The 16,207-nt window shown below is 67.2% G+C and carries 16 protein-coding genes; 11 read left to right on the top strand and 5 right to left on the bottom strand.

Annotated elements, in window-relative coordinates:
- Positions 1-126: 126 nt before the first annotated feature.
- From AQZ49_RS14715 to AQZ49_RS14705, 3 genes are all read left to right on the top strand, one after another.
- Positions 127-2,037, top strand: a complete 1,911-nt coding sequence (locus AQZ49_RS14715; RefSeq protein ID WP_067617002.1) for an NAD(P)-binding protein — start codon at positions 127-129, stop codon at positions 2,035-2,037.
- Between the two features lie 12 nt (positions 2,038-2,049).
- Positions 2,050-2,511 (top strand): SOS response-associated peptidase family protein, encoded by a 462-nt coding sequence (locus AQZ49_RS14710; protein ID WP_067616999.1) that lies wholly within the window; start codon positions 2,050-2,052, stop codon positions 2,509-2,511.
- A 251-nt stretch (positions 2,512-2,762) separates the two neighbouring features.
- The gene (locus AQZ49_RS14705; protein ID WP_067616996.1) at positions 2,763-2,948 is read left to right on the top strand and encodes an SOS response-associated peptidase family protein; all 186 of its coding nucleotides are present in this window, start codon (positions 2,763-2,765) and stop codon (positions 2,946-2,948) included.
- Positions 2,949-2,965: 17 nt separating this feature from the next.
- Here AQZ49_RS14705 and AQZ49_RS22600 read toward each other — a convergent pair whose 3' ends face one another.
- Positions 2,966-3,226: a hypothetical protein gene (locus AQZ49_RS22600; protein WP_197411071.1), complete on the bottom strand. Its 261-nt coding sequence runs from the start codon at positions 3,224-3,226 to the stop codon at positions 2,966-2,968.
- Here AQZ49_RS22600 and AQZ49_RS14700 point away from each other — a divergent pair.
- The 6 genes from AQZ49_RS14700 to AQZ49_RS14675 all read left to right on the top strand — a co-directional run bounded on the left by AQZ49_RS14700 (position 3,204) and on the right by AQZ49_RS14675 (position 10,162).
- Complete coding sequence (locus AQZ49_RS14700; RefSeq protein ID WP_231739249.1) at positions 3,204-5,651, top strand: DegT/DnrJ/EryC1/StrS family aminotransferase; 2,448 nt, start codon at positions 3,204-3,206, stop codon at positions 5,649-5,651. The genes AQZ49_RS22600 and AQZ49_RS14700 overlap by 23 nt on opposite strands.
- Positions 5,648-6,721: a glycosyltransferase family 2 protein gene (locus AQZ49_RS14695; RefSeq protein WP_067616990.1), complete on the top strand. Its 1,074-nt coding sequence runs from the start codon at positions 5,648-5,650 to the stop codon at positions 6,719-6,721. Before AQZ49_RS14700 ends, AQZ49_RS14695 begins: the two co-directional genes overlap by 4 nt.
- A 9-nt stretch (positions 6,722-6,730) precedes the next feature.
- The gene (locus tag AQZ49_RS14690) at positions 6,731-8,236 is read left to right on the top strand and encodes an oligosaccharide flippase family protein (protein WP_067616987.1); all 1,506 of its coding nucleotides are present in this window, start codon (positions 6,731-6,733) and stop codon (positions 8,234-8,236) included.
- 54 nt (positions 8,237-8,290) lie between these two features.
- Positions 8,291-8,851 carry a sigma-70 family RNA polymerase sigma factor gene (locus AQZ49_RS14685; RefSeq protein WP_067616984.1) on the top strand — a complete coding sequence of 187 codons (561 nt, stop codon included), beginning with the start codon at positions 8,291-8,293 and terminating at the stop codon, positions 8,849-8,851.
- Positions 8,848-9,540: an anti-sigma factor gene (locus AQZ49_RS14680; protein WP_067616982.1), complete on the top strand. Its 693-nt coding sequence runs from the start codon at positions 8,848-8,850 to the stop codon at positions 9,538-9,540. Before AQZ49_RS14685 ends, AQZ49_RS14680 begins: the two co-directional genes overlap by 4 nt.
- Positions 9,541-9,607: 67 nt before the next feature.
- Entirely contained in the window at positions 9,608-10,162 is a 555-nt protein-coding gene (locus tag AQZ49_RS14675) for a peroxiredoxin (protein ID WP_067616979.1), read from the top strand.
- A gap of 1 nt (position 10,163) precedes the next feature.
- Here the strand turns inward: AQZ49_RS14675 and AQZ49_RS14670 are convergent, their stop codons facing one another.
- The 4 genes from AQZ49_RS14670 to AQZ49_RS14655 are packed head-to-tail and all read right to left on the bottom strand — an operon-like array spanning position 10,164 to position 14,165.
- The gene (locus AQZ49_RS14670; protein WP_067616976.1) at positions 10,164-10,817 is read right to left on the bottom strand and encodes a DUF6134 family protein; all 654 of its coding nucleotides are present in this window, start codon (positions 10,815-10,817) and stop codon (positions 10,164-10,166) included.
- Complete coding sequence (locus AQZ49_RS14665) at positions 10,814-11,974, bottom strand: SAM-dependent methyltransferase (RefSeq protein WP_082701803.1); 1,161 nt, start codon at positions 11,972-11,974, stop codon at positions 10,814-10,816. Before AQZ49_RS14665 ends, AQZ49_RS14670 begins: the two co-directional genes overlap by 4 nt.
- A 59-nt stretch (positions 11,975-12,033) precedes the next feature.
- Entirely contained in the window at positions 12,034-12,825 is a 792-nt protein-coding gene (locus AQZ49_RS14660) for a DUF1365 domain-containing protein (RefSeq protein ID WP_067616970.1), read from the bottom strand.
- Positions 12,825-14,165: an NAD(P)/FAD-dependent oxidoreductase gene (locus AQZ49_RS14655; RefSeq protein WP_067617199.1), complete on the bottom strand. Its 1,341-nt coding sequence runs from the start codon at positions 14,163-14,165 to the stop codon at positions 12,825-12,827. The genes AQZ49_RS14660 and AQZ49_RS14655 overlap by 1 nt, the downstream gene beginning before the upstream one ends.
- A 54-nt stretch (positions 14,166-14,219) precedes the next feature.
- On the opposite strand from AQZ49_RS14655, the gene AQZ49_RS14650 reads away from it, so the two are divergent.
- Positions 14,220-15,098 (top strand): DUF1295 domain-containing protein, encoded by an 879-nt coding sequence (locus AQZ49_RS14650; protein ID WP_231739248.1) that lies wholly within the window; start codon positions 14,220-14,222, stop codon positions 15,096-15,098.
- Positions 15,095-16,138 (top strand): SAM-dependent methyltransferase, encoded by a 1,044-nt coding sequence (locus tag AQZ49_RS14645; protein ID WP_067616965.1) that lies wholly within the window; start codon positions 15,095-15,097, stop codon positions 16,136-16,138. The genes AQZ49_RS14650 and AQZ49_RS14645 overlap by 4 nt, the downstream gene beginning before the upstream one ends.
- The last annotated feature ends 69 nt before the right edge of the window (positions 16,139-16,207 follow it).

Below are 16,207 nucleotides of genomic sequence, written 5' to 3'. Positions count from 1 at the left end.
CAGGCCAACCGCTTCGGGATGGGCAAGGCCCACCGGTTGAGGCATTGTTGCGCGCGCCTGCCGCACAGTCCACCGGGCGACCGGACTGTGTCAACGCCCGCGCATAACCCTTTTTCGGGAAACACCATGGCTAGACCGACCGAGACCGACAGCCCCTTCCATGTTGCGCGGCGCGACTTTCTCGGCGGGGTGGGTGCGGGCACGATTTTGGGGCTGATCGGTGCCGAACCGGCGTTGGCGGCAGGCACCGGCGCGGCACCGGGTGGCACACCCGATCCGGCGGTCTATCCCCCGATGCGCAGCGGGTTGCGGGGGCAATATCCGGGCAGTTTCGAAGTGGCGCATGATGTGCGCGACGGACAGTTTTCCGGCCAGGTCAGCGCGGTCGATACCGGCGAACACTATGATCTGGTGGTGGTCGGCGGCGGGATTTCCGGGCTGTCGGCGGCGCATTTCTGGCGCCGCGCGCTCGGCGATCGGCAACGCGTGCTGGTGCTGGACAACCACGACGATTTCGGCGGCCATGCCAAGCGCAACGAATTCCACGTCGAGGGCAAGACGATCGTTTCCTACGGCGGGACGATGAGCATCGAAACGCCGTTTCCCTATAGCTATATCGCCAAAGGGCTGCTGGCCGAACTCGGCATCGATCCGACCACCCAGGCGCGCTATGACCGGTCGGCGACGGTGTTTGCCGGAATGGGGGCAGGGGTCTTTTTCGACAACGCGCATTTCGGTGCGGACAAGCTGGTGCCGGGGTTTCGCCAGCGCCCGTGGCCCGCGTTCTTTGCCGATGCGCCGCTGTCGCCCACCGCGCGCGCCGATCTTGTGCGGCTCTATACCGAAAACCGCGAATGGCTGCCCGGCCTGACCCCGCAAGCGCGGGCCCAGGCGCTCAAGCGGATCAGCTATCAGGACTTTTTGACGAAGCATGTCGGCCTTGGCGAAGAGGCGCTGCGGTTCTTTGCCGGGCAGGGCTATCGCAACAACATGCGCGTCGATACCTGCCCGGCCTGGTCGGCCATGCGCTATCGCGCGCCGGGCTTTGCCGGGATGGACATTGCCGAAACGATCGAGGCGGAAAGCGCCAATTTCCACTTTCCCGACGGCAATGCCTCGATCGCGCGGCTGCTGGTCAACCGGCTGGTGCCCGATGCGCTGCCCGGCGCGCACGACATGGACAGCGTGGTGGCGGCACGCGCCGATTATGCCCGGCTGGACCTGCCCGCCAATTCCACCCGTATCCGCCTGTCGAGCATCGTCGTGCGGGTCGAACATCTGACCGATGCCGCGCATGGCACCGTGCCGACATCGGTCGAAAAGGCGGTGCGTGTGGTCTATGCCCGCCCCGATGGCAGCCGCGCCAGCGTGACCGCGGCGGGCGTGGTACTGGCCTGTTTCAACAATATCATTCCGTTCATCGCGCCCGAATTGCCCGAACCGCAGCGTCAGGCGTTGCGCTATGCCAGCAAAGTGCCGATGCAATATACCAGCGTGCTGTTGCGCAACGCGCGCGCGATGCAGCGCGCGGGGGTGCGCCAGATCGAGGCGCCGTTCGGGTATCACAGCTATGCCTTTCTCGATCCGGCGATTACCATCGGCGACTATGCCGGGCCGACCGGCGTCGATGATCCGGTGGTGCTCAAGATGATCCGCAATCCCAATGCCCCCGGTCTGCCGCGCCGCGATCAGCACCGTGCCGGGCGCGCCGACATGCTGGCCACCCCGTGGGAGGCCAGCGAGCGCGCGGTGCGCGACCAGTTGCAGGCCATGCTGGGACCTTATGGTTTTGACCATCATCGCGATATTCTGGCGATCACGGTCAATCGCTGGCCGCATGGCTATGCCTATACTTACGATACGCTGGGCGATCCCGACTTGCCTGAGCGCGACCGCCCGCACGTGATCGGGCGGCAGCCGTGGGGGCGGATCACCATCGCCAATGCGGATTCGGCGGCGCAGGCCTATACCAATGCGGCGATCGACATGGCGCACCGCGCAGTCGGCGAATTGCTGGTGGCGCGCGGGCTGACCTGATCTTTACAGGCCATGTGCAACCTCTATCGCCTACACGCGGGGACGGCGGCGATCGCGCAACTGTTCGATGCGATCGCCGGGCCGGTTGGCAACCTGGCTGACGACGTCTATCCCGGCTATCCCGGCCTGGTGGTGGCAGACGGCACGGTGCGCGCGATGACCTGGGGCTTTCCCCTGGTGCGCAAGGGCCGCCAGGGGCAGCCGCTCAAGCCCAAGCCGGTGACCAATGCCCGCGAGGACAAGCTGGACGGCGCGTTCTGGCAAGCGAGCTTTGCCGCGCGCCGCTGCCTGATCCCGGTCAGCGCCTGGGCCGAACCCGAAGGCAACACGGGGCAGATGACCCGCACCTGGTATGGTTTGCCAGGCGATGCACCTTTTGCCGTGGCCGGGCTGTGGCGACCGACCGATGTGTGGGGCGATGTCTATGCCATGGTAATGGTTAGAGCGTCCTGCGATAAATCTGTAGCACCGTGATTGCTCTGGAAAGCCTCGTGGGGAGGCGCGGCGCGCAGCGCGGGCGGGTTGCCCCGTGCAAGCGACGCAACGCTGCCACGGGGCTTTCCAGAGCAACCCCTTCGGGGCGGGCCGCTTTTGGCCCATTGCTACGTCGAGATGGCTTGAAATATTCCCGATATTCCTGCGCCATCCCTCCTTGCACTGGGCCAAAATCGGCTCCGTCACGGTGCTACAGATTTATCGCAGGACGCTCTAACGCCGCCGCGCCGATGGCCGATGTGCATGACCGCATGCCGGTCATCCTGCGCGCCGCAGACCGGGCCGCGTGGCTCCACGCCGATCGCGACACGGCGTTCGGCCTGTGCCGCACCTGGGATGGCGATCTGGTGATCGATCGCACACGCGACCGCTGGGCGAGTGGGGGCGAAACTGCACAGGCACGTTTGTTCGACTGATTCGCCCCAAATCCCGGTCACTTCGGCCCGATCGGGTTAAGTTCCGCCAATTGGATTGTGTCAAAATCGCACGGCCGCGCCAATGAACCTGAAAATAACCAAATAATAACCATGCCGATGCTCAAATCGGAAGGAAGGGCAGACCTATGGTGAATGCGGCATGGCAGTTTGGTCATGTTGTCCATCACCAATTCAGGTTCCTGCCCAATGCCGCATCTGCCGTTGATCCAGCCTTGCCCACCCAGGCTCAGCACGATGGGCGAAGGTTTGCGTGCCATCGAACAGCGCCAGATCTACAGCAACGGCGGGCCGGTGGTGCGGCAATTCGAGCGCGATGTGACCGAGCGGCTGTTTGGCGGGCGCGGCGCGACGCTGGCGGTGTCGAATGCCACTGTCGGGCTGATGCTGGCGCTGCGCCATGGCATTGGCGCGCGCGCCAACCGGGGGATGTTTGCACTGGTTCCCGCGCTGACGTTTGCGGCGACCGCGCAGGCGGCGGTGTGGGCCGGCATGGTGCCGTTGATCCACGATGTCGATCCCGAAACCTGGGCCTCCGATCCGGTGGTGGAGGAAGAGCTGTTGCGCCGCCATGCCGGGCGGGTTGCCGCGCTGGTGCCTTATGCCACGTTCGGGCGCAGCATCGATATCGACCGCTATCAATGGCTGGCGCGCCGCCACGATGTGACGGTGGTGATCGATGCCGCCGCCTCGCTCGGCTCGCAAACCCCCGACGGGCTCAATTTCGGTGCGGGCGCCTCGCTGGCGGTGGTCTATTCGATGCATGCCACCAAGACGTTTGCCACGACCGAAGGCGGGCTGGTGCACAGCGGCGATACCGCGCTGATCGGCGCGCTGCGGCAGATGACCAATTTCGGGTTTGGCGACGCCCGCAGTGCGGAATTGCCGGGCCTGAACGCCAAACTGTCCGAAGTGGCCGGGTTGATGGCGGCGGCCAAGCTGGACGAGATCGACGCGATTGCGGCGCACCGGGCAAACCTCGGCGCCTGCTATCGCACCGAATTGCCCGAATTTGCGGTTCAGGCCGATGATGTTGGGCGCCAGTGCTATCAGTTTTGGTCGTTGCTGCTGCCGCCCGAAATGGCGCCGCAGCGCGCCGCGATCATCGCCAGCCTGGCCAAGGCGGGGATCGGCGCGGGGCATTATTTCAGCCCGCATCTGGGCCAGCAACCCTATTTCAAGGCCGCCGGACAGATCGAACCGACCCCGGTCAGCGATGATCTGACGCACCGTATCCTGTCGCTGCCGATCACCGATGCGATGACCACCGACCATGTCCGGCTGATCGCGGCCACGCTGCGCCTGGCGATTGCCCAGCAAATGTTCGATCACCGTGCGGTTGCCACCCTTGCGAAAACCCATTCCACGCTGGTGATCGGTGGCGGCCCGGCGGGTACCGCGCTGCTGACCGCTGCGGCCAAGGCCGACAAGCTGGGCGCGCTCGCCGCGACGGGGCTGGCCGTGGTGGAAAGCGCGGGCAGTCTGGGCGGCGGTGAACTGGGCCGCTATGCGATCCGTTCAGACACCACCGCCGAAACCTTTCTCAGCGCGATCAAGGACAATCCCGAGCCTGCGCTGGCCGCGTTGGTCGATCACCCCGCTGCCGTGACAGTGGCCGGGCATATCGGCGCGCTGGGCGCGCCACTGACACAGGCGGGCGATCTGCTGGCGGTAACCGGGCAGCGGCTGGCCGGGATCGTCACCGCAAACGGCGGCGATGTCATGACCGGCCATCGCGCGCTGTCAGCCCGTCGCACCGCCGAAGGGCTGTGGGCAACCACCGTGCAGCCCGCCACCGCTGCCACGCACGAAGTGCTGTCGCGCCATATCGTCATCGCCACCGGCGGGCACATGCGCGCCGATCTGGTGCGCGCCGCGCCGATCGCGGGATCGACGCTGGGCGATCTGGCGGGTGATCGGCTGGTCATCGCCGATGCGGTGATGCGCGTCGGCGGGCTGGAAGCGATGGTCGAGCGGTTGCAGGGTGTGCGTGCGCCGCATATCGTCATTGTCGGCGGGTCGACCACTGCGCTGGCCACCGCGGTGCGCTTGCTCAAGGCGGACCCGGCGCTGCCGCTGGGGGCCGGGGCGATCACGGTGATGCACCGGCGGCCGCTGCGTCCGTTCTATTTTTCGCGCGAGGCTGCGCACGAAGACGGTTTTACCGATTTCACCGAGGCCGACATCTGCCCGGTCAGCGGGTTTGTCTATCGGTTGGCCGGGTTCCGGCTCGAATCGCGCGAACTGGTGCTGCGCGCGCTGGCGATCGGCGGGCGGGCGCCCGATCCGCGGTTGGCGCTGTTCCGCCTCGATCAGCACGATGACGGGGCCGCGCGCGCGCAGCTTGCCGGGGCCGATCTGGTGATCGGGGCAACCGGCTATCGCCCGCGTGCGCTGCCGCTGTTTGATGTCGATGGCACGCCGATCGCGCTGTCGTGCGAGGGAACCGGGCCGATGGTTGATCGCCATTGTCGCGTGCTCGCTGCCGACGGATCGGTGGTGCCGGGCGCGTTCGGCATTGGCCTGGCCGCCGGGTTCGTGCCGTGGGGCGCACTGGGCGGCGAGCCCAGCTTTCGCGGCAATGCCAACGGGTTGTGGCTGTGGCAGAACGATGTCGGCCAGATGATCGTCGACCAGGTGCTGGCCGACGAGGCCGGCGAACGGACCCGACAGGCCGCTGCATGACGACCGGGCCGGTGCCCCTGATCAGCGTCGTGATGGCGGCGTACAATGGCGCCGGCCTGATTGAGGACACGATTGCCAGCGTGCTGGCGCAGGATTGCGATGATTTCGAACTGATCGTGGTCGACGATGCCTCGACCGATGGCACGCTGGCGCGGCTGCGTGCGGTCACCGATCCGCGCGTCAGGGTGCTGGCCGCGCAGACCAATGGCGGGCCGGTGGTGGCGCGCAACATGGCCCATGCGGTTGCGCGCGGGCGCTATATCGTCGGGCTGGATCAGGATGATCTGTGCCATCCCGACCGTTTTTCGACCCAAGTCGCCTGGCTGGAAGCCCATCCGCAGGCGGTGCTGGTGGCCAGCGCTGTGGGGCTGCTGGAAAAGGGCCGCATCCGGCCCGCGCGCGCGCCGTTCGAAACCAGCCCGGTTCTGATCGACTGGCGGCTGCAATTCGGCAACCCGCTGGTGTGGTCATCGGTGATGATCCGTGCCGAGGCAGTGCGGCAACTGGCGGTGTTCGAACGGGTCGACCGGCTCTATGCCGAAGACTTCGATCTCTATCAGCGGCTGTCGGCGCTTGGCCCGCTGGGGCGCATCGACCGCCCGCTGGTGACTTATCGCATCCATCCCGGCGGCGCCTCGCGTCGTTATACGCAGACGATGGATCACAATGCGACCGGCGTGCTGGCCGAACGCTATGCGGATCTGTTTGGTGACGCGGCACACGAGGTGGCGCACCTGGCGCTGGTCCATTTCACCGGCGGTGTGGCGGTGCCCGATGCGGCCACGTTCGAACGGCTGGGGAAGGTGGTTCATGCCGTACACGACCGGTTCTGCGCGACGCGGCAACCGTCATTGGCCGATCAGGCGCTGATCCTGGGCGAATATTCCCGGCTGTGGTGGCGCGTGGCGGATGCCAGCGTGCGTGCGGGCGCGGTCTCGCCTGGCGCGATCAGGGCGGTCTGCCCCCCCGGATTGCAGCCACGCCACCCATCGCCGCGACGCGCGATCGGCTCGGGGCTGGTCGGCTCTGCGCGCGCGCTGTTGTCGCGTTGGCAGGCTTTGGCACGGTAGACGCGTGCGATGACCAACCCCGAACCTTCCCCCGAACCGGCCGCGATGGGGGTGCGCGGTGCGGCGGTCTGGGCCATGGCCGGACAATATTGCGGCTTTGCCGTGCAATTTGCCAGTTCGGTGATCATTTCCCGCTGGTTTCTCGGCCCGGCGCAGCTCGGGCTCTATTCGATCGCGATTGCCCTGGCGCTGGTCATGGCGGTGATCCAGGATTTCGGCATGGCACGCCACGTGGCGGCGCTGCCCCGGTTGACGCGCGAGGATCTGGCGCGGTGTGCGACGGTGTCGCTGCTGATGGCGGCGGGCATCGCCACGCTGATTGCCGCGATGGCCTGGCCCGCCGGACAGATCTATCACCAGCCGGGGCTTGTCCCGATCCTGCTGATCATCGCGGCGAGTTATCTGTTCAGCCCGCTGGCGGTGATGCCTTTGGCGGTGATGAGCCGGACCATGGGCTTTCACGGCCATTTCGCGGTCAATCTGGGTGGGGCGCTGGTGCAGGGCGCGGTCGCGGTGGCGCTGGCGGCGCTGGGTTGCGGGGCGGTGTCACTGGCCTGGGCAACGCTCGCCGGTGCCGCATCGCGCGGGCTGATCGCGCAGATCATGCGGCCGACTTTGCCCTGGCCGCTGCGGCTCGACGGGATCGCGCCGATCCTCGGTTCGGGATCACGGCTCAGCCTGATCACCGTGGTCGGCGCGCTGGGCAGCCGCATGCCCGACATGGTGGTGGGGCGGTTTCTGCCCTTGCACGCGGTTGGCCTGTTCAGTCGCGCGGTGGGTCTGTCGGACCAGTTTCGCATGCTGATCGCGGGCGCGGTGGGCCAGGTGTTCTTTCCCGCCTTTGCCCGCATCCGCGACCGGGGCGAACCGCTGGGCCCGGCTTATCTGCGCGTGGTGGCGGGCTATACCGCTGTGCTGTGGCCGGGCATGGCCGGGCTGGCCCTGGCGGCGCGCCCGATCGTGCGGTTGTTGTATGGCCCGGCCTGGGCCGGGGTGGCACCGGTGCTGGGCATGGTCGCGCTGCTTGAAGTGGTGCTGTGCGCTTTGCCGCTGCATCTCGACCTGCCGGTGCTGATGGGGCGTACCGGGCGGCTGGTGGTGCGCAATGTGATCGACACGGCGGCCTCGGTCATCCTGCTGGCGGCGGGGTGCCGCTGGGGGCTGAACGGGGCGGCCGCCTCGCGGCTGGTCTATGCGGTGGTGTGGGTGCTGCTCTATGCCCGGCTGATGGATGACGTGGTGCGGTTCGACCGGCGCGCGCTGATGCTGGTCTATGTCAAGAGCGCCGTGGCCAGCGCGGCGGCGCTGATGCCGCTGGCGCTGGTCTATGGCCTGTGGCTGGGGCCCGATGCAGTGGGTGTGGCGGCGCTGGGCGGGGCGACCATGCTGGGCGCCGCGCTGTGGCTGGGCTGCCTGTGGGCGACGCGCCATCCCGCGTTTGGCGATATCGTCGGATTGGTGCACCATGGGCTGACATTGCTGCGAAGACGGCCGTTGGGGCACTTGTCTGCCTGATCCATTGTGCTTAATCGTGCAAGGCGCACAATCGGTTGAGGAATCTGGACGGACATGGCGGCAGCGCCCGAAGCAGACCGTGAAATCAGCCTGGATCGTGCGCTCGAAGCCGTCGCCGGGGGCGACCGCACAGCCTTCGAACTGGTCTATCAGCGCACCAGTGTGAAGCTGTTTGGTGTTGCCTTGCGTATCTTGCCCGAACGGCAGGAGGCCGAAGAGGTGTTGCAAGAGGTCTATCTGACGGTGTGGCGGCGTGCCGGGGCGTTTGATCCGGCGCGCGGAACCGCGATGACCTGGCTGATCACGCTGGCGCGCAATCGTGCGCTCGACCGGCTGCGCCAGAGCCGTCGTCGGCCGTCCGATCCGATCGAACTGGCGGGCGAAGTGGCCGATCCCGAACCCGACGCCGAACAGCAGGCGATGGCCTCGGACGAAGCGGGGCGGATCGCCTGGTGTCTCGACCGGCTGGATGGCGATGATGCGCGGATGATCCGCACCGCGTTTTTCGAAGGCGCCAGCTATGCCGATCTGGCCACCCGCGCGGCGCGTCCGCTCGGTACGATCAAGAGCCGCATCCGCCGTGCCCTGATCCGGTTGAAGGAGTGCCTGGCATGAGCGCGTCGGACGAAGACGATCTGCTCGCCGCCGAACTGGCGCTGGGGCTGCTCGACGAAGCCGAGGCTGCCGCAGCGCACGACCGTTTGCGCCACGATGCCGCGTTTGCGCATGCCCATGCGCGCTGGCAGGCCTATGCGGCGGGGCTGGCGGCCGATCTGGGCGAGACCCCGCCGGCCCGCGTGTGGTCGGCGATCCTGGCGCAGTTGCCTGCCAACGACAATCTTGTCACCAGTATGCGGCTATGGCGCGCCGGTGCCATCGCGGCCAGCCTGCTGGTGCTGGCGCTGGGCATCAACGATTGGCAGCGCGCGCATTTCGCGCCGCCGCCGCCCGCACCGCTCCACGCCGCGCAACCGGCGCCGTTGGTGGCGGTGCTGTCGGGCAAGGCAGGGGTGGTCTCGGTCAATTTCGATCCGGCCAGTGGGCGCCTGGCTTCGGTCGTGTCGGGGGTCGATGCCGGGCCGCGCGCGGTCGAACTGTGGGTGATCCCTGCCGATGGCCGTCCGCGTTCGCTCGGGCTGTTGTCGCAGGCCCATCCCGGCTGGCGCCGCGCCCCGGGCAGGGCCTCGGCCGCGTTGCAGGCAGGGGTGACACTGGCGGTTTCGCTTGAACCGGCGGGCGGTTCGCCCACCGGGCTGCCGACCGGGCCGGTGATCCTGACGGGCAAGCTTGCTTCGGCCGGCTGACACTCCGGGGCAGCTTGCATCCGCAGGCCGGACCTGCGCGTATATGCAGGGGTAGAGGAGATCATCCATGTCGCTGACGTTCCGCCATTTCGCATCGCTTGCCGCGCTCGCTTCGCTGTCGGTTGCGGCAACCCCTGTCTTTGCCGCGCTGCCGCTCGGGGCCAGCGCGCCGCCGGTTTCGACGCCTGCGGTGATCGCGGGCAAGCCGTTTGAATTCCATCTGGCCGAGGCGCTGCGGCACGGGCCGGTGGTGCTCTATTTCTTCCCCGCCGCGTTCACCAGCGGCTGCACGATAGAGGCGCACGAGTTTTCGGACGCAACCGCCGCGTTCGCCGCACAGGGCGCGACGGTGATCGGGCTGGCGCATGATCCGATCGACAAGCTGAGCAAGTTTTCGGTCACCGAATGCCGCAACAAGTTTGCCGTGGGCGTGGCCAGCAGCGCCATCATCGACGCCTACAAAGTGAAGATGCCGATCCTGTCGATGTCAGACCGCACCAGTTTCGTGATCGCGCCCGACGGGCGGATCATCTTCGCCTACAGCGCGCTCAGCCCCAATGGCCATGTCGAAAAGACGCTGGCCGCGGTCCGCGCCTGGCGCGCCGCGCATCCGGTGCGGTAACTCAACCGCGCCGGGCGTAGCGCACTTCGGCGCCGCCCTTGATGAAGCTCAGGCCTGCCCAGGCCTGGGCCTCGTCGTACCACAGGTTCAATTGCACCGGGCCGGACAGCGCATAGCGACGCACGCGCAAAGGTTTGGAAGCGGCGGTTTCGACCATGCACATGCCCGCCGGCGTGACATGCGGGCGCAGCAGTTCGCCGTTCTGGGTGTTGATCCACGGCCCGTCGAGTTCGCGGTGGTTCCAGTGCGTGGCGGGCAGCGCATCGGCGGGCGCGACATAGGCGGGTTGGCCGCCGGGCTCGATCACCAGCCCGCGGCTGTCGCGGTGGCCTTCGATGCGATAGCGGGTGCCATTGTCGTTGGTCTGCGTGCTGATTTCCACCACATCACCCCCGGCCCAGCGTTCGTGGGCGTGATGGGTATAGTGATAGAGCGTGATCGGGCCGATCCTGAACGCGATATCGACGCTGACATCGACCACCAGCCCATCGGCAGAGGGGTGAAACACCAGATCGTGCGTGCCCAGTTGCCGCGATCCGCGCCACACGTCAAAGCCCAGTCGTCCTGACGGCGGCACCGGCAATGCCGCGCCCAGCGCCGGGACAGGCAGGGCCAGCGCCAGCGCGCCGCCCAGCACATCGCGCCGCGCGATCATTGCGGCTTTTCCAGCACATAGAGCCCGACGTCGATCTGCCCGGTGGCAAACCCCGCCTCGCAGTAGGACAAGTAATACGTCCACATGCGGCAGAACCGTTCGTCGAACCCGCCCGCCAGCATCGCCTCGCGCGCGGCGGTAAAGCGGTGGCGCCATTCGGCCAGCGTGGCGGCATAGGCGGGCGCAAACTGTTCCTGGTGCGTCATCTGCAAACCGGCGTCGGCCGATTGCTGCGCCAGGATTGTCCGGGTCGGCAGCATGCCGCCGGGAAAGACATAGTGCTGGATGAAATCGGGCGCCTGCCGGTAATGGTCATAGCGATCTTCGGCAATCGTGATCACTTGCAGCACGGCGCGGCCACCGGGTGCCAGCCGGTCGTGGATCTGGCGGAAATAAGTCGGCCACCAGGCTTCGCCCACGGCTTCGAGCATTTCGATCGAGACGATGCGGTCGAATGTGCCGGTCACTTCGCGATAGTCGCACAAGGCGAGGCCGACCCGGTCGGTCAGTCCGGCATGCGCCACGCGGTCGCGCGCGAAGGCCAGTTGTTCGCGCGACAGCGTGATCCCGGTTACCTCTGCCCCGGCCTGGGCCAGATGCATCGCCAGCGCGCCCCATCCGCAGCCGATCTCCAGCACCGAAGTGTCGGGCGCCAGGTGCAGCAAGTGCGCAATCCGGTCCAGCTTGTGCGCTTGCGCGGTTTCGAGCGACTGACCTTGGGCAAAGGCGATCGCCGACGAATAGGTCATGCTCTGGTCGAGCCAGGGGCGATAGAAATCGTTGCCCAGATCATAGTGGAATGCGATGTTGCGGCGGCTGCCGCGCAGCGAATTGCCGCGCAGCACGTGCACCATCCGTCGCAGCACGCGCACCGGCAGGCTGCCGTCCATTTCCGCATCGAGCTGCGCCAGATTGGCCGCACCCACCGCGATCAGCCGCACCAGATCGGTGCTCGACCAGTCCCCGGCGATATAGCCTTCGGCAAAGCCCAGATCGCCGCGCCACAGCAACCGGCGCAGCGCGCGCCAGCTATGCAGAGTGATCTGGCCTTGCGGTCCCGGTTCGCTGCCGGTGTGATGGATCACCTGACCGTCGGGCAGCACGAGGCTGAGGCTGCCCTTGTGCAGATGCGCCAGCCAGCGGCGCATCGTGCGCATGACCGGCCCCACCGTGCGACGCGGGGACAGTGGGACTGAGGATAGCGATGCAGACGAGTTCACGGACGAGTTGCCTCCGGACCAACAGGGGAAAAGGTGACCGGCGTTGCCGGGGCAACGCCGGGGTGGGCGTGCACCGGCACGCGTTTGAGCCACAGGCGCAGCGCTTCCCAGCCGATGCCGACGACCACCTTGATCGTCAGCAGCGGGTGGGTGACCAGCGCGCGGATCAGCGCGGCATCGGTCAGATCGCGCCGCTGTGCGCGATGCACCGCAAACAGCACCGGGCCGTCGGCGTCTTCGGCCGCGATCGCGATGGCCAGCGCGGCGCCGGGCGGCTGCACGCGAAAGCGATAGGTCATCGCCATCGGCAGGAACGGCGAGACATGGAATCGCTTGGTGGCAGCCTGCCGCACATCCCCGGCCGCATCGGGCGCGACCGGCAGCAGATAGCTGTGCCGTTCGCCAAAGGTGTTGTTCACTTCATAGATCAGCGCGCTGAGCGTGCCGGTGCGATCGTGGCAGAACCACACCGTCAGCGGATTGAAGGCAAAACCGGCGATGCGCGGCATCGTCAGGATGCGGATCGGTCCGCCATGGGGCAAACCGGCCTGCGCCAGCAAGGCCTCGGCCTGCGCGCGCAAGGGGCGGTGCGATCCATCGCCATGGTCGCGATCGTGAAACGCCACCAGATTGAAAGCCCCGCGCGAAAACAGCCGCAGCCGCGCGCTCAGGCCATCGATTTCGTCGAGATCGAGCAGCAGCGTGAACAGCCGATAGCGCAGCCGGTGCACACGCGGGCGCATGCGATGGTGCATGACATGCCCGACATAGAGCGCCGATCCCGCCATCACGCCGCCTGTGCGTGCGCCGCAGGCGTGGTCACATGGATGCGCCCGGATTCATCCGCCACGCGCCATGGGCGCCGCCCGCCGCCCAACGCCTCGGCCACCGCAAGCCCGGCTTGCAAACCGTCTTCGTGAAAGCCCGCACCGAAGTGCGCGCCGCAAAACCACGTCTGGCGGCGCCCCTGCAGGCTCCAGATGGCGCGTTGCGCGCGCTCTGCGGCCAGATCGAGCACCGGATGATCATAGACAAAGCGCCCGTGCACCAGCGCCGGATCGGGTTCATACAGCGGGTTGAGGGTGACGAACAACGGCAGATCGTCGGGCAGCCAGCCCTGCAACTTGTTCATCCAATATGTCACCGACAGCGATGTCTGATCGCCGCTGCCCTGCGCGGCATAGTTCCACGCCGACCACACCCGTTCGCGTTCGGGCATCTGCATCAGGTCGGAATGCAGCACCGCCAGATTGGACCGATAGGAAAAGCCGCCCAGCACGCGCCGTTCGTCGGCGTCGGCATCGCCCAGCATGGCCAGCGCGCGATGCGCGGGCGTGGCCACCACCACCGCGTCGAACCGCGACGGGCCGTGATCGGTGACCACTTCCACCCCGTGGGCCAGGCGGCGGATCTGGCGCACCGGAGTGCGGGTGTGGATGCGGTCGGCAAACGGGGCCGACAGCGCCTGGACATAGGCGCGGCTGCCACCTTCGACGGTGCGCCACGGCGGGCGCGCGCCCAGATTGAGCAAGCCGTGATTTTCACAAAAGCGCACGAAGGTGGCGGCAGGCTGGTCGGCAATCATCGCCACGGGGGTCGACCAGATCGCCGCCGCCATCGGATAGAGGTGATCGTCACGAAACGCGGCCCCCAGCCCGAGCCGGTCGAGATAGCCGCCTAGCGTCAGACCGGCCAAGCCCGGCAGATCGCGCGGCGCCTGGCGATAAAACCGCACCAGATCGGCCAGCATGCGCCAGAAACGCGGGCGCACCAGATTGCGCCGTTGCGCAAACAGCCCGCCCAGATCACCGCCCGCATATTCCAGCCGCCCGTCGTCGAGCGACACCGCAAAGCCCATGTCGGTTTGCCGTGTCGCCACGCCCAGATGGCCGAACAGTGCGGTCAGGTTGGGATAGGTCGCCTCGTTATAGACGATGAACCCGGTGTCGACCGGGTGCCCTGCCACGTCGCGCGTGTGGCTGTGCCCGCCGATGCGATTGTCGGCCTCGAACACCTGCACATCGTGGGTCGCGTTCAACAGCCAGGCCGCCGACAGCCCGGAAATGCCGCTGCCGATGATGGCCACGGTGCGGACAGGGGGGAATGCAGGTGTTGAACTGAAGGTCATCTGGTCGGGGTCCGCATGGTTGGGCATATGCCGGTTTCAATCAGGTACGATCCGATGCGCGTTGCGGATGCATGGCTGACCGGGTGCATCCGTTGTTTTCCCTCGAACGTAAGTGTGGCCATGACATCGCTGATGCTGATCGTGTACCTGTCCTTTGGGCTCTTTGCGGCGATGACGCTGGGCTGGTGGCTGGCGCGTCGACCCGGTCGATCGGGCATGATGGACGTGGTGTGGTCCTATGCCACGGCGGCCGCCGCCGCAGCGGGCGCGCTGGTGCCGTCAGCCGGTGCGGTGCCCCTGCGCCAGGCGCTGGTGGCGGGCCTGGCGCTGGCCTGGGGGTTGCGGCTGGGCACGCATATCTGGTGGCGCGGGCGCGGCGGGCACGATGATCCGCGCTATGCTGCGCTGCGCCGCGCATGGGGGCGGCACTGGGACTTGCGGCTGTTTCAGTTTGCCCAGATCCAGGCGGCCTGCGCGCTGGTGCTGGCGCTGGCGGTGGTGCTGGCCGCGCGCAATCGGGCGCCGCTGGGCCAATGGAGCGACTGGGCCGGGCTGGCACTGCTGGTGATCGCCGTGGTCGGCGAGGGCGTGGCCGATGCGCAACTGGCGGCGTTTCGCGCCGATCCGCGCAATCGCGGGGGTATCTGCCAGGCGGGGCTGTGGGGGCTGTCGCGCCATCCCAACTATTTCTTCGAATGGCTGGCCTGGCTGGCCTGGCCGGTGGTGGCGATCGGCCCGGCTGGCACACCCGGCTGGTCATGGCTGGCGCTGGCGGCGCCTGCGCTGATGTACCTGCTGCTGGTGCATGTGTCGGGCATTCCCCCGCTCGAAGCGCATATGTTGCGCAGCAGAGGCGCCGCCTTTGCCGATACCCAGCGGCGCATCCGCGCCTTCTGGCCTGTTCCCAAACCGCAGGACGCCCCCCATCGATGACCCTGGTTGACACCCTGATCCCCGCCGCCATCCGCGCGGTCGAAGCCACCCCACTGCCCGATCCGCTGACCCGCGCCGGCATCCGCTATCTGGTCGGCACGCGCTTGCGCAGTCTGGATGGTCTGCCCGATGCCTCGGCGCAGTTTGCGCGCGCGATGCACGCCTTTCCGATCGCCGAACACACCGATGCCGCCAATGCCCAGCATTACGAACTGCCGCCGCGTTTTTTCGAACTGACGCTGGGGGCGCGGCGCAAATATTCGTGCTGTCTCTATCCCACCGGCACCGAAACACTGGACCAGGCAGAGGATCTGGCGCTGGCCGAAACCGTCGCCCACGCCGGTCTGGCCGATGGGCAGACCATTCTCGAACTGGGCTGCGGCTGGGGTTCGCTCAGCCTCTATATGGCCGAGCGTCTGCCCGGCGCGACGATCACCGCGGTGTCCAATTCCGCCCCGCAGCGCCGCCATATCGAGGCAACGGCGCGTCGGCGCCGCCTGACCAACCTGACCGTGATCACCGCCGACATGAACGATTTCGTGCCGACCGGGCGGTTCGACCGCGTGGTTTCGGTCGAGATGTTCGAACATATGGCCAATTGGCAGGCCTTGCTGGCGCGGGTGCGCGACTGGCTGGCGCCCGACGGGCGGTTGTTCCTGCATGTGTTCACCCATCGCAGCCAACCTTATCGTTTTGACACCGCCGATCGCACCGACTGGATTGCGCAGCATTTCTTCACTGGCGGGATCATGCCCAGCCACGGGCTGATTGCGCAATTTCCCGACTTGTTCAGCGTGGAGGCAGACTGGCGCTGGTCGGGCACGCATTATGCCCGCACCGCGCGCCACTGGCTGGAACGGTTCGATGCCAATCGCGATGCGATCGATGCCGTGCTGGCCGATGTCTATGGCCGCGATGCCGCGCTGTGGCGCCGCCGCTGGCGCCTGTTCTATCTCGCCACCGAGGGCCTGTTCGGTCATGCCGGGGGCGCCGAGTGGGGGGTCAGTCACTATCGTCTGGCGCCCACCGGAGTGCGTTGACGGCGGGGCACCAAACTGCTCTGTTTTTCCGGGTGTTGCGCGGCTTGTCTGTGGGGGTCCGCCTCGATC

The sequence above is a fragment of the Novosphingobium sp. FSW06-99 genome (assembly GCF_001519065.1).
Classification (GTDB): domain Bacteria; phylum Pseudomonadota; class Alphaproteobacteria; order Sphingomonadales; family Sphingomonadaceae; genus Novosphingobium.
Note: the sequence above shows the minus strand (reverse complement) of the source record. Positions and strands in the feature narration are given on the sequence as shown.

Coding starts and splice junctions, on each gene's coding strand:
- AQZ49_RS14715 (WP_067617002.1), top strand. CDS start 127: ATGGCTAGACCGACCGAGACCGACAGCCCCTTCCATGTTGCGCGGCGC.
- AQZ49_RS14710 (WP_067616999.1), top strand. CDS start 2,050: ATGTGCAACCTCTATCGCCTACACGCGGGGACGGCGGCGATCGCGCAA.
- AQZ49_RS14705 (WP_067616996.1), top strand. CDS start 2,763: ATGGCCGATGTGCATGACCGCATGCCGGTCATCCTGCGCGCCGCAGAC.
- AQZ49_RS14700 (WP_231739249.1), top strand. CDS start 3,204: ATGGGCGAAGGTTTGCGTGCCATCGAACAGCGCCAGATCTACAGCAAC.
- AQZ49_RS22600 (WP_197411071.1), bottom strand. CDS start 3,226: ATGGCACGCAAACCTTCGCCCATCGTGCTGAGCCTGGGTGGGCAAGGC.
- AQZ49_RS14695 (WP_067616990.1), top strand. CDS start 5,648: ATGACGACCGGGCCGGTGCCCCTGATCAGCGTCGTGATGGCGGCGTAC.
- AQZ49_RS14690 (WP_067616987.1), top strand. CDS start 6,731: ATGACCAACCCCGAACCTTCCCCCGAACCGGCCGCGATGGGGGTGCGC.
- AQZ49_RS14685 (WP_067616984.1), top strand. CDS start 8,291: ATGGCGGCAGCGCCCGAAGCAGACCGTGAAATCAGCCTGGATCGTGCG.
- AQZ49_RS14680 (WP_067616982.1), top strand. CDS start 8,848: ATGAGCGCGTCGGACGAAGACGATCTGCTCGCCGCCGAACTGGCGCTG.
- AQZ49_RS14675 (WP_067616979.1), top strand. CDS start 9,608: ATGTCGCTGACGTTCCGCCATTTCGCATCGCTTGCCGCGCTCGCTTCG.
- AQZ49_RS14670 (WP_067616976.1), bottom strand. CDS start 10,817: ATGATCGCGCGGCGCGATGTGCTGGGCGGCGCGCTGGCGCTGGCCCTG.
- AQZ49_RS14665 (WP_082701803.1), bottom strand. CDS start 11,974: ATGCGCACGATGCGCCGCTGGCTGGCGCATCTGCACAAGGGCAGCCTC.
- AQZ49_RS14660 (WP_067616970.1), bottom strand. CDS start 12,825: ATGGCGGGATCGGCGCTCTATGTCGGGCATGTCATGCACCATCGCATG.
- AQZ49_RS14655 (WP_067617199.1), bottom strand. CDS start 14,165: ATGACCTTCAGTTCAACACCTGCATTCCCCCCTGTCCGCACCGTGGCC.
- AQZ49_RS14650 (WP_231739248.1), top strand. CDS start 14,220: ATGCGCGTTGCGGATGCATGGCTGACCGGGTGCATCCGTTGTTTTCCC.
- AQZ49_RS14645 (WP_067616965.1), top strand. CDS start 15,095: ATGACCCTGGTTGACACCCTGATCCCCGCCGCCATCCGCGCGGTCGAA.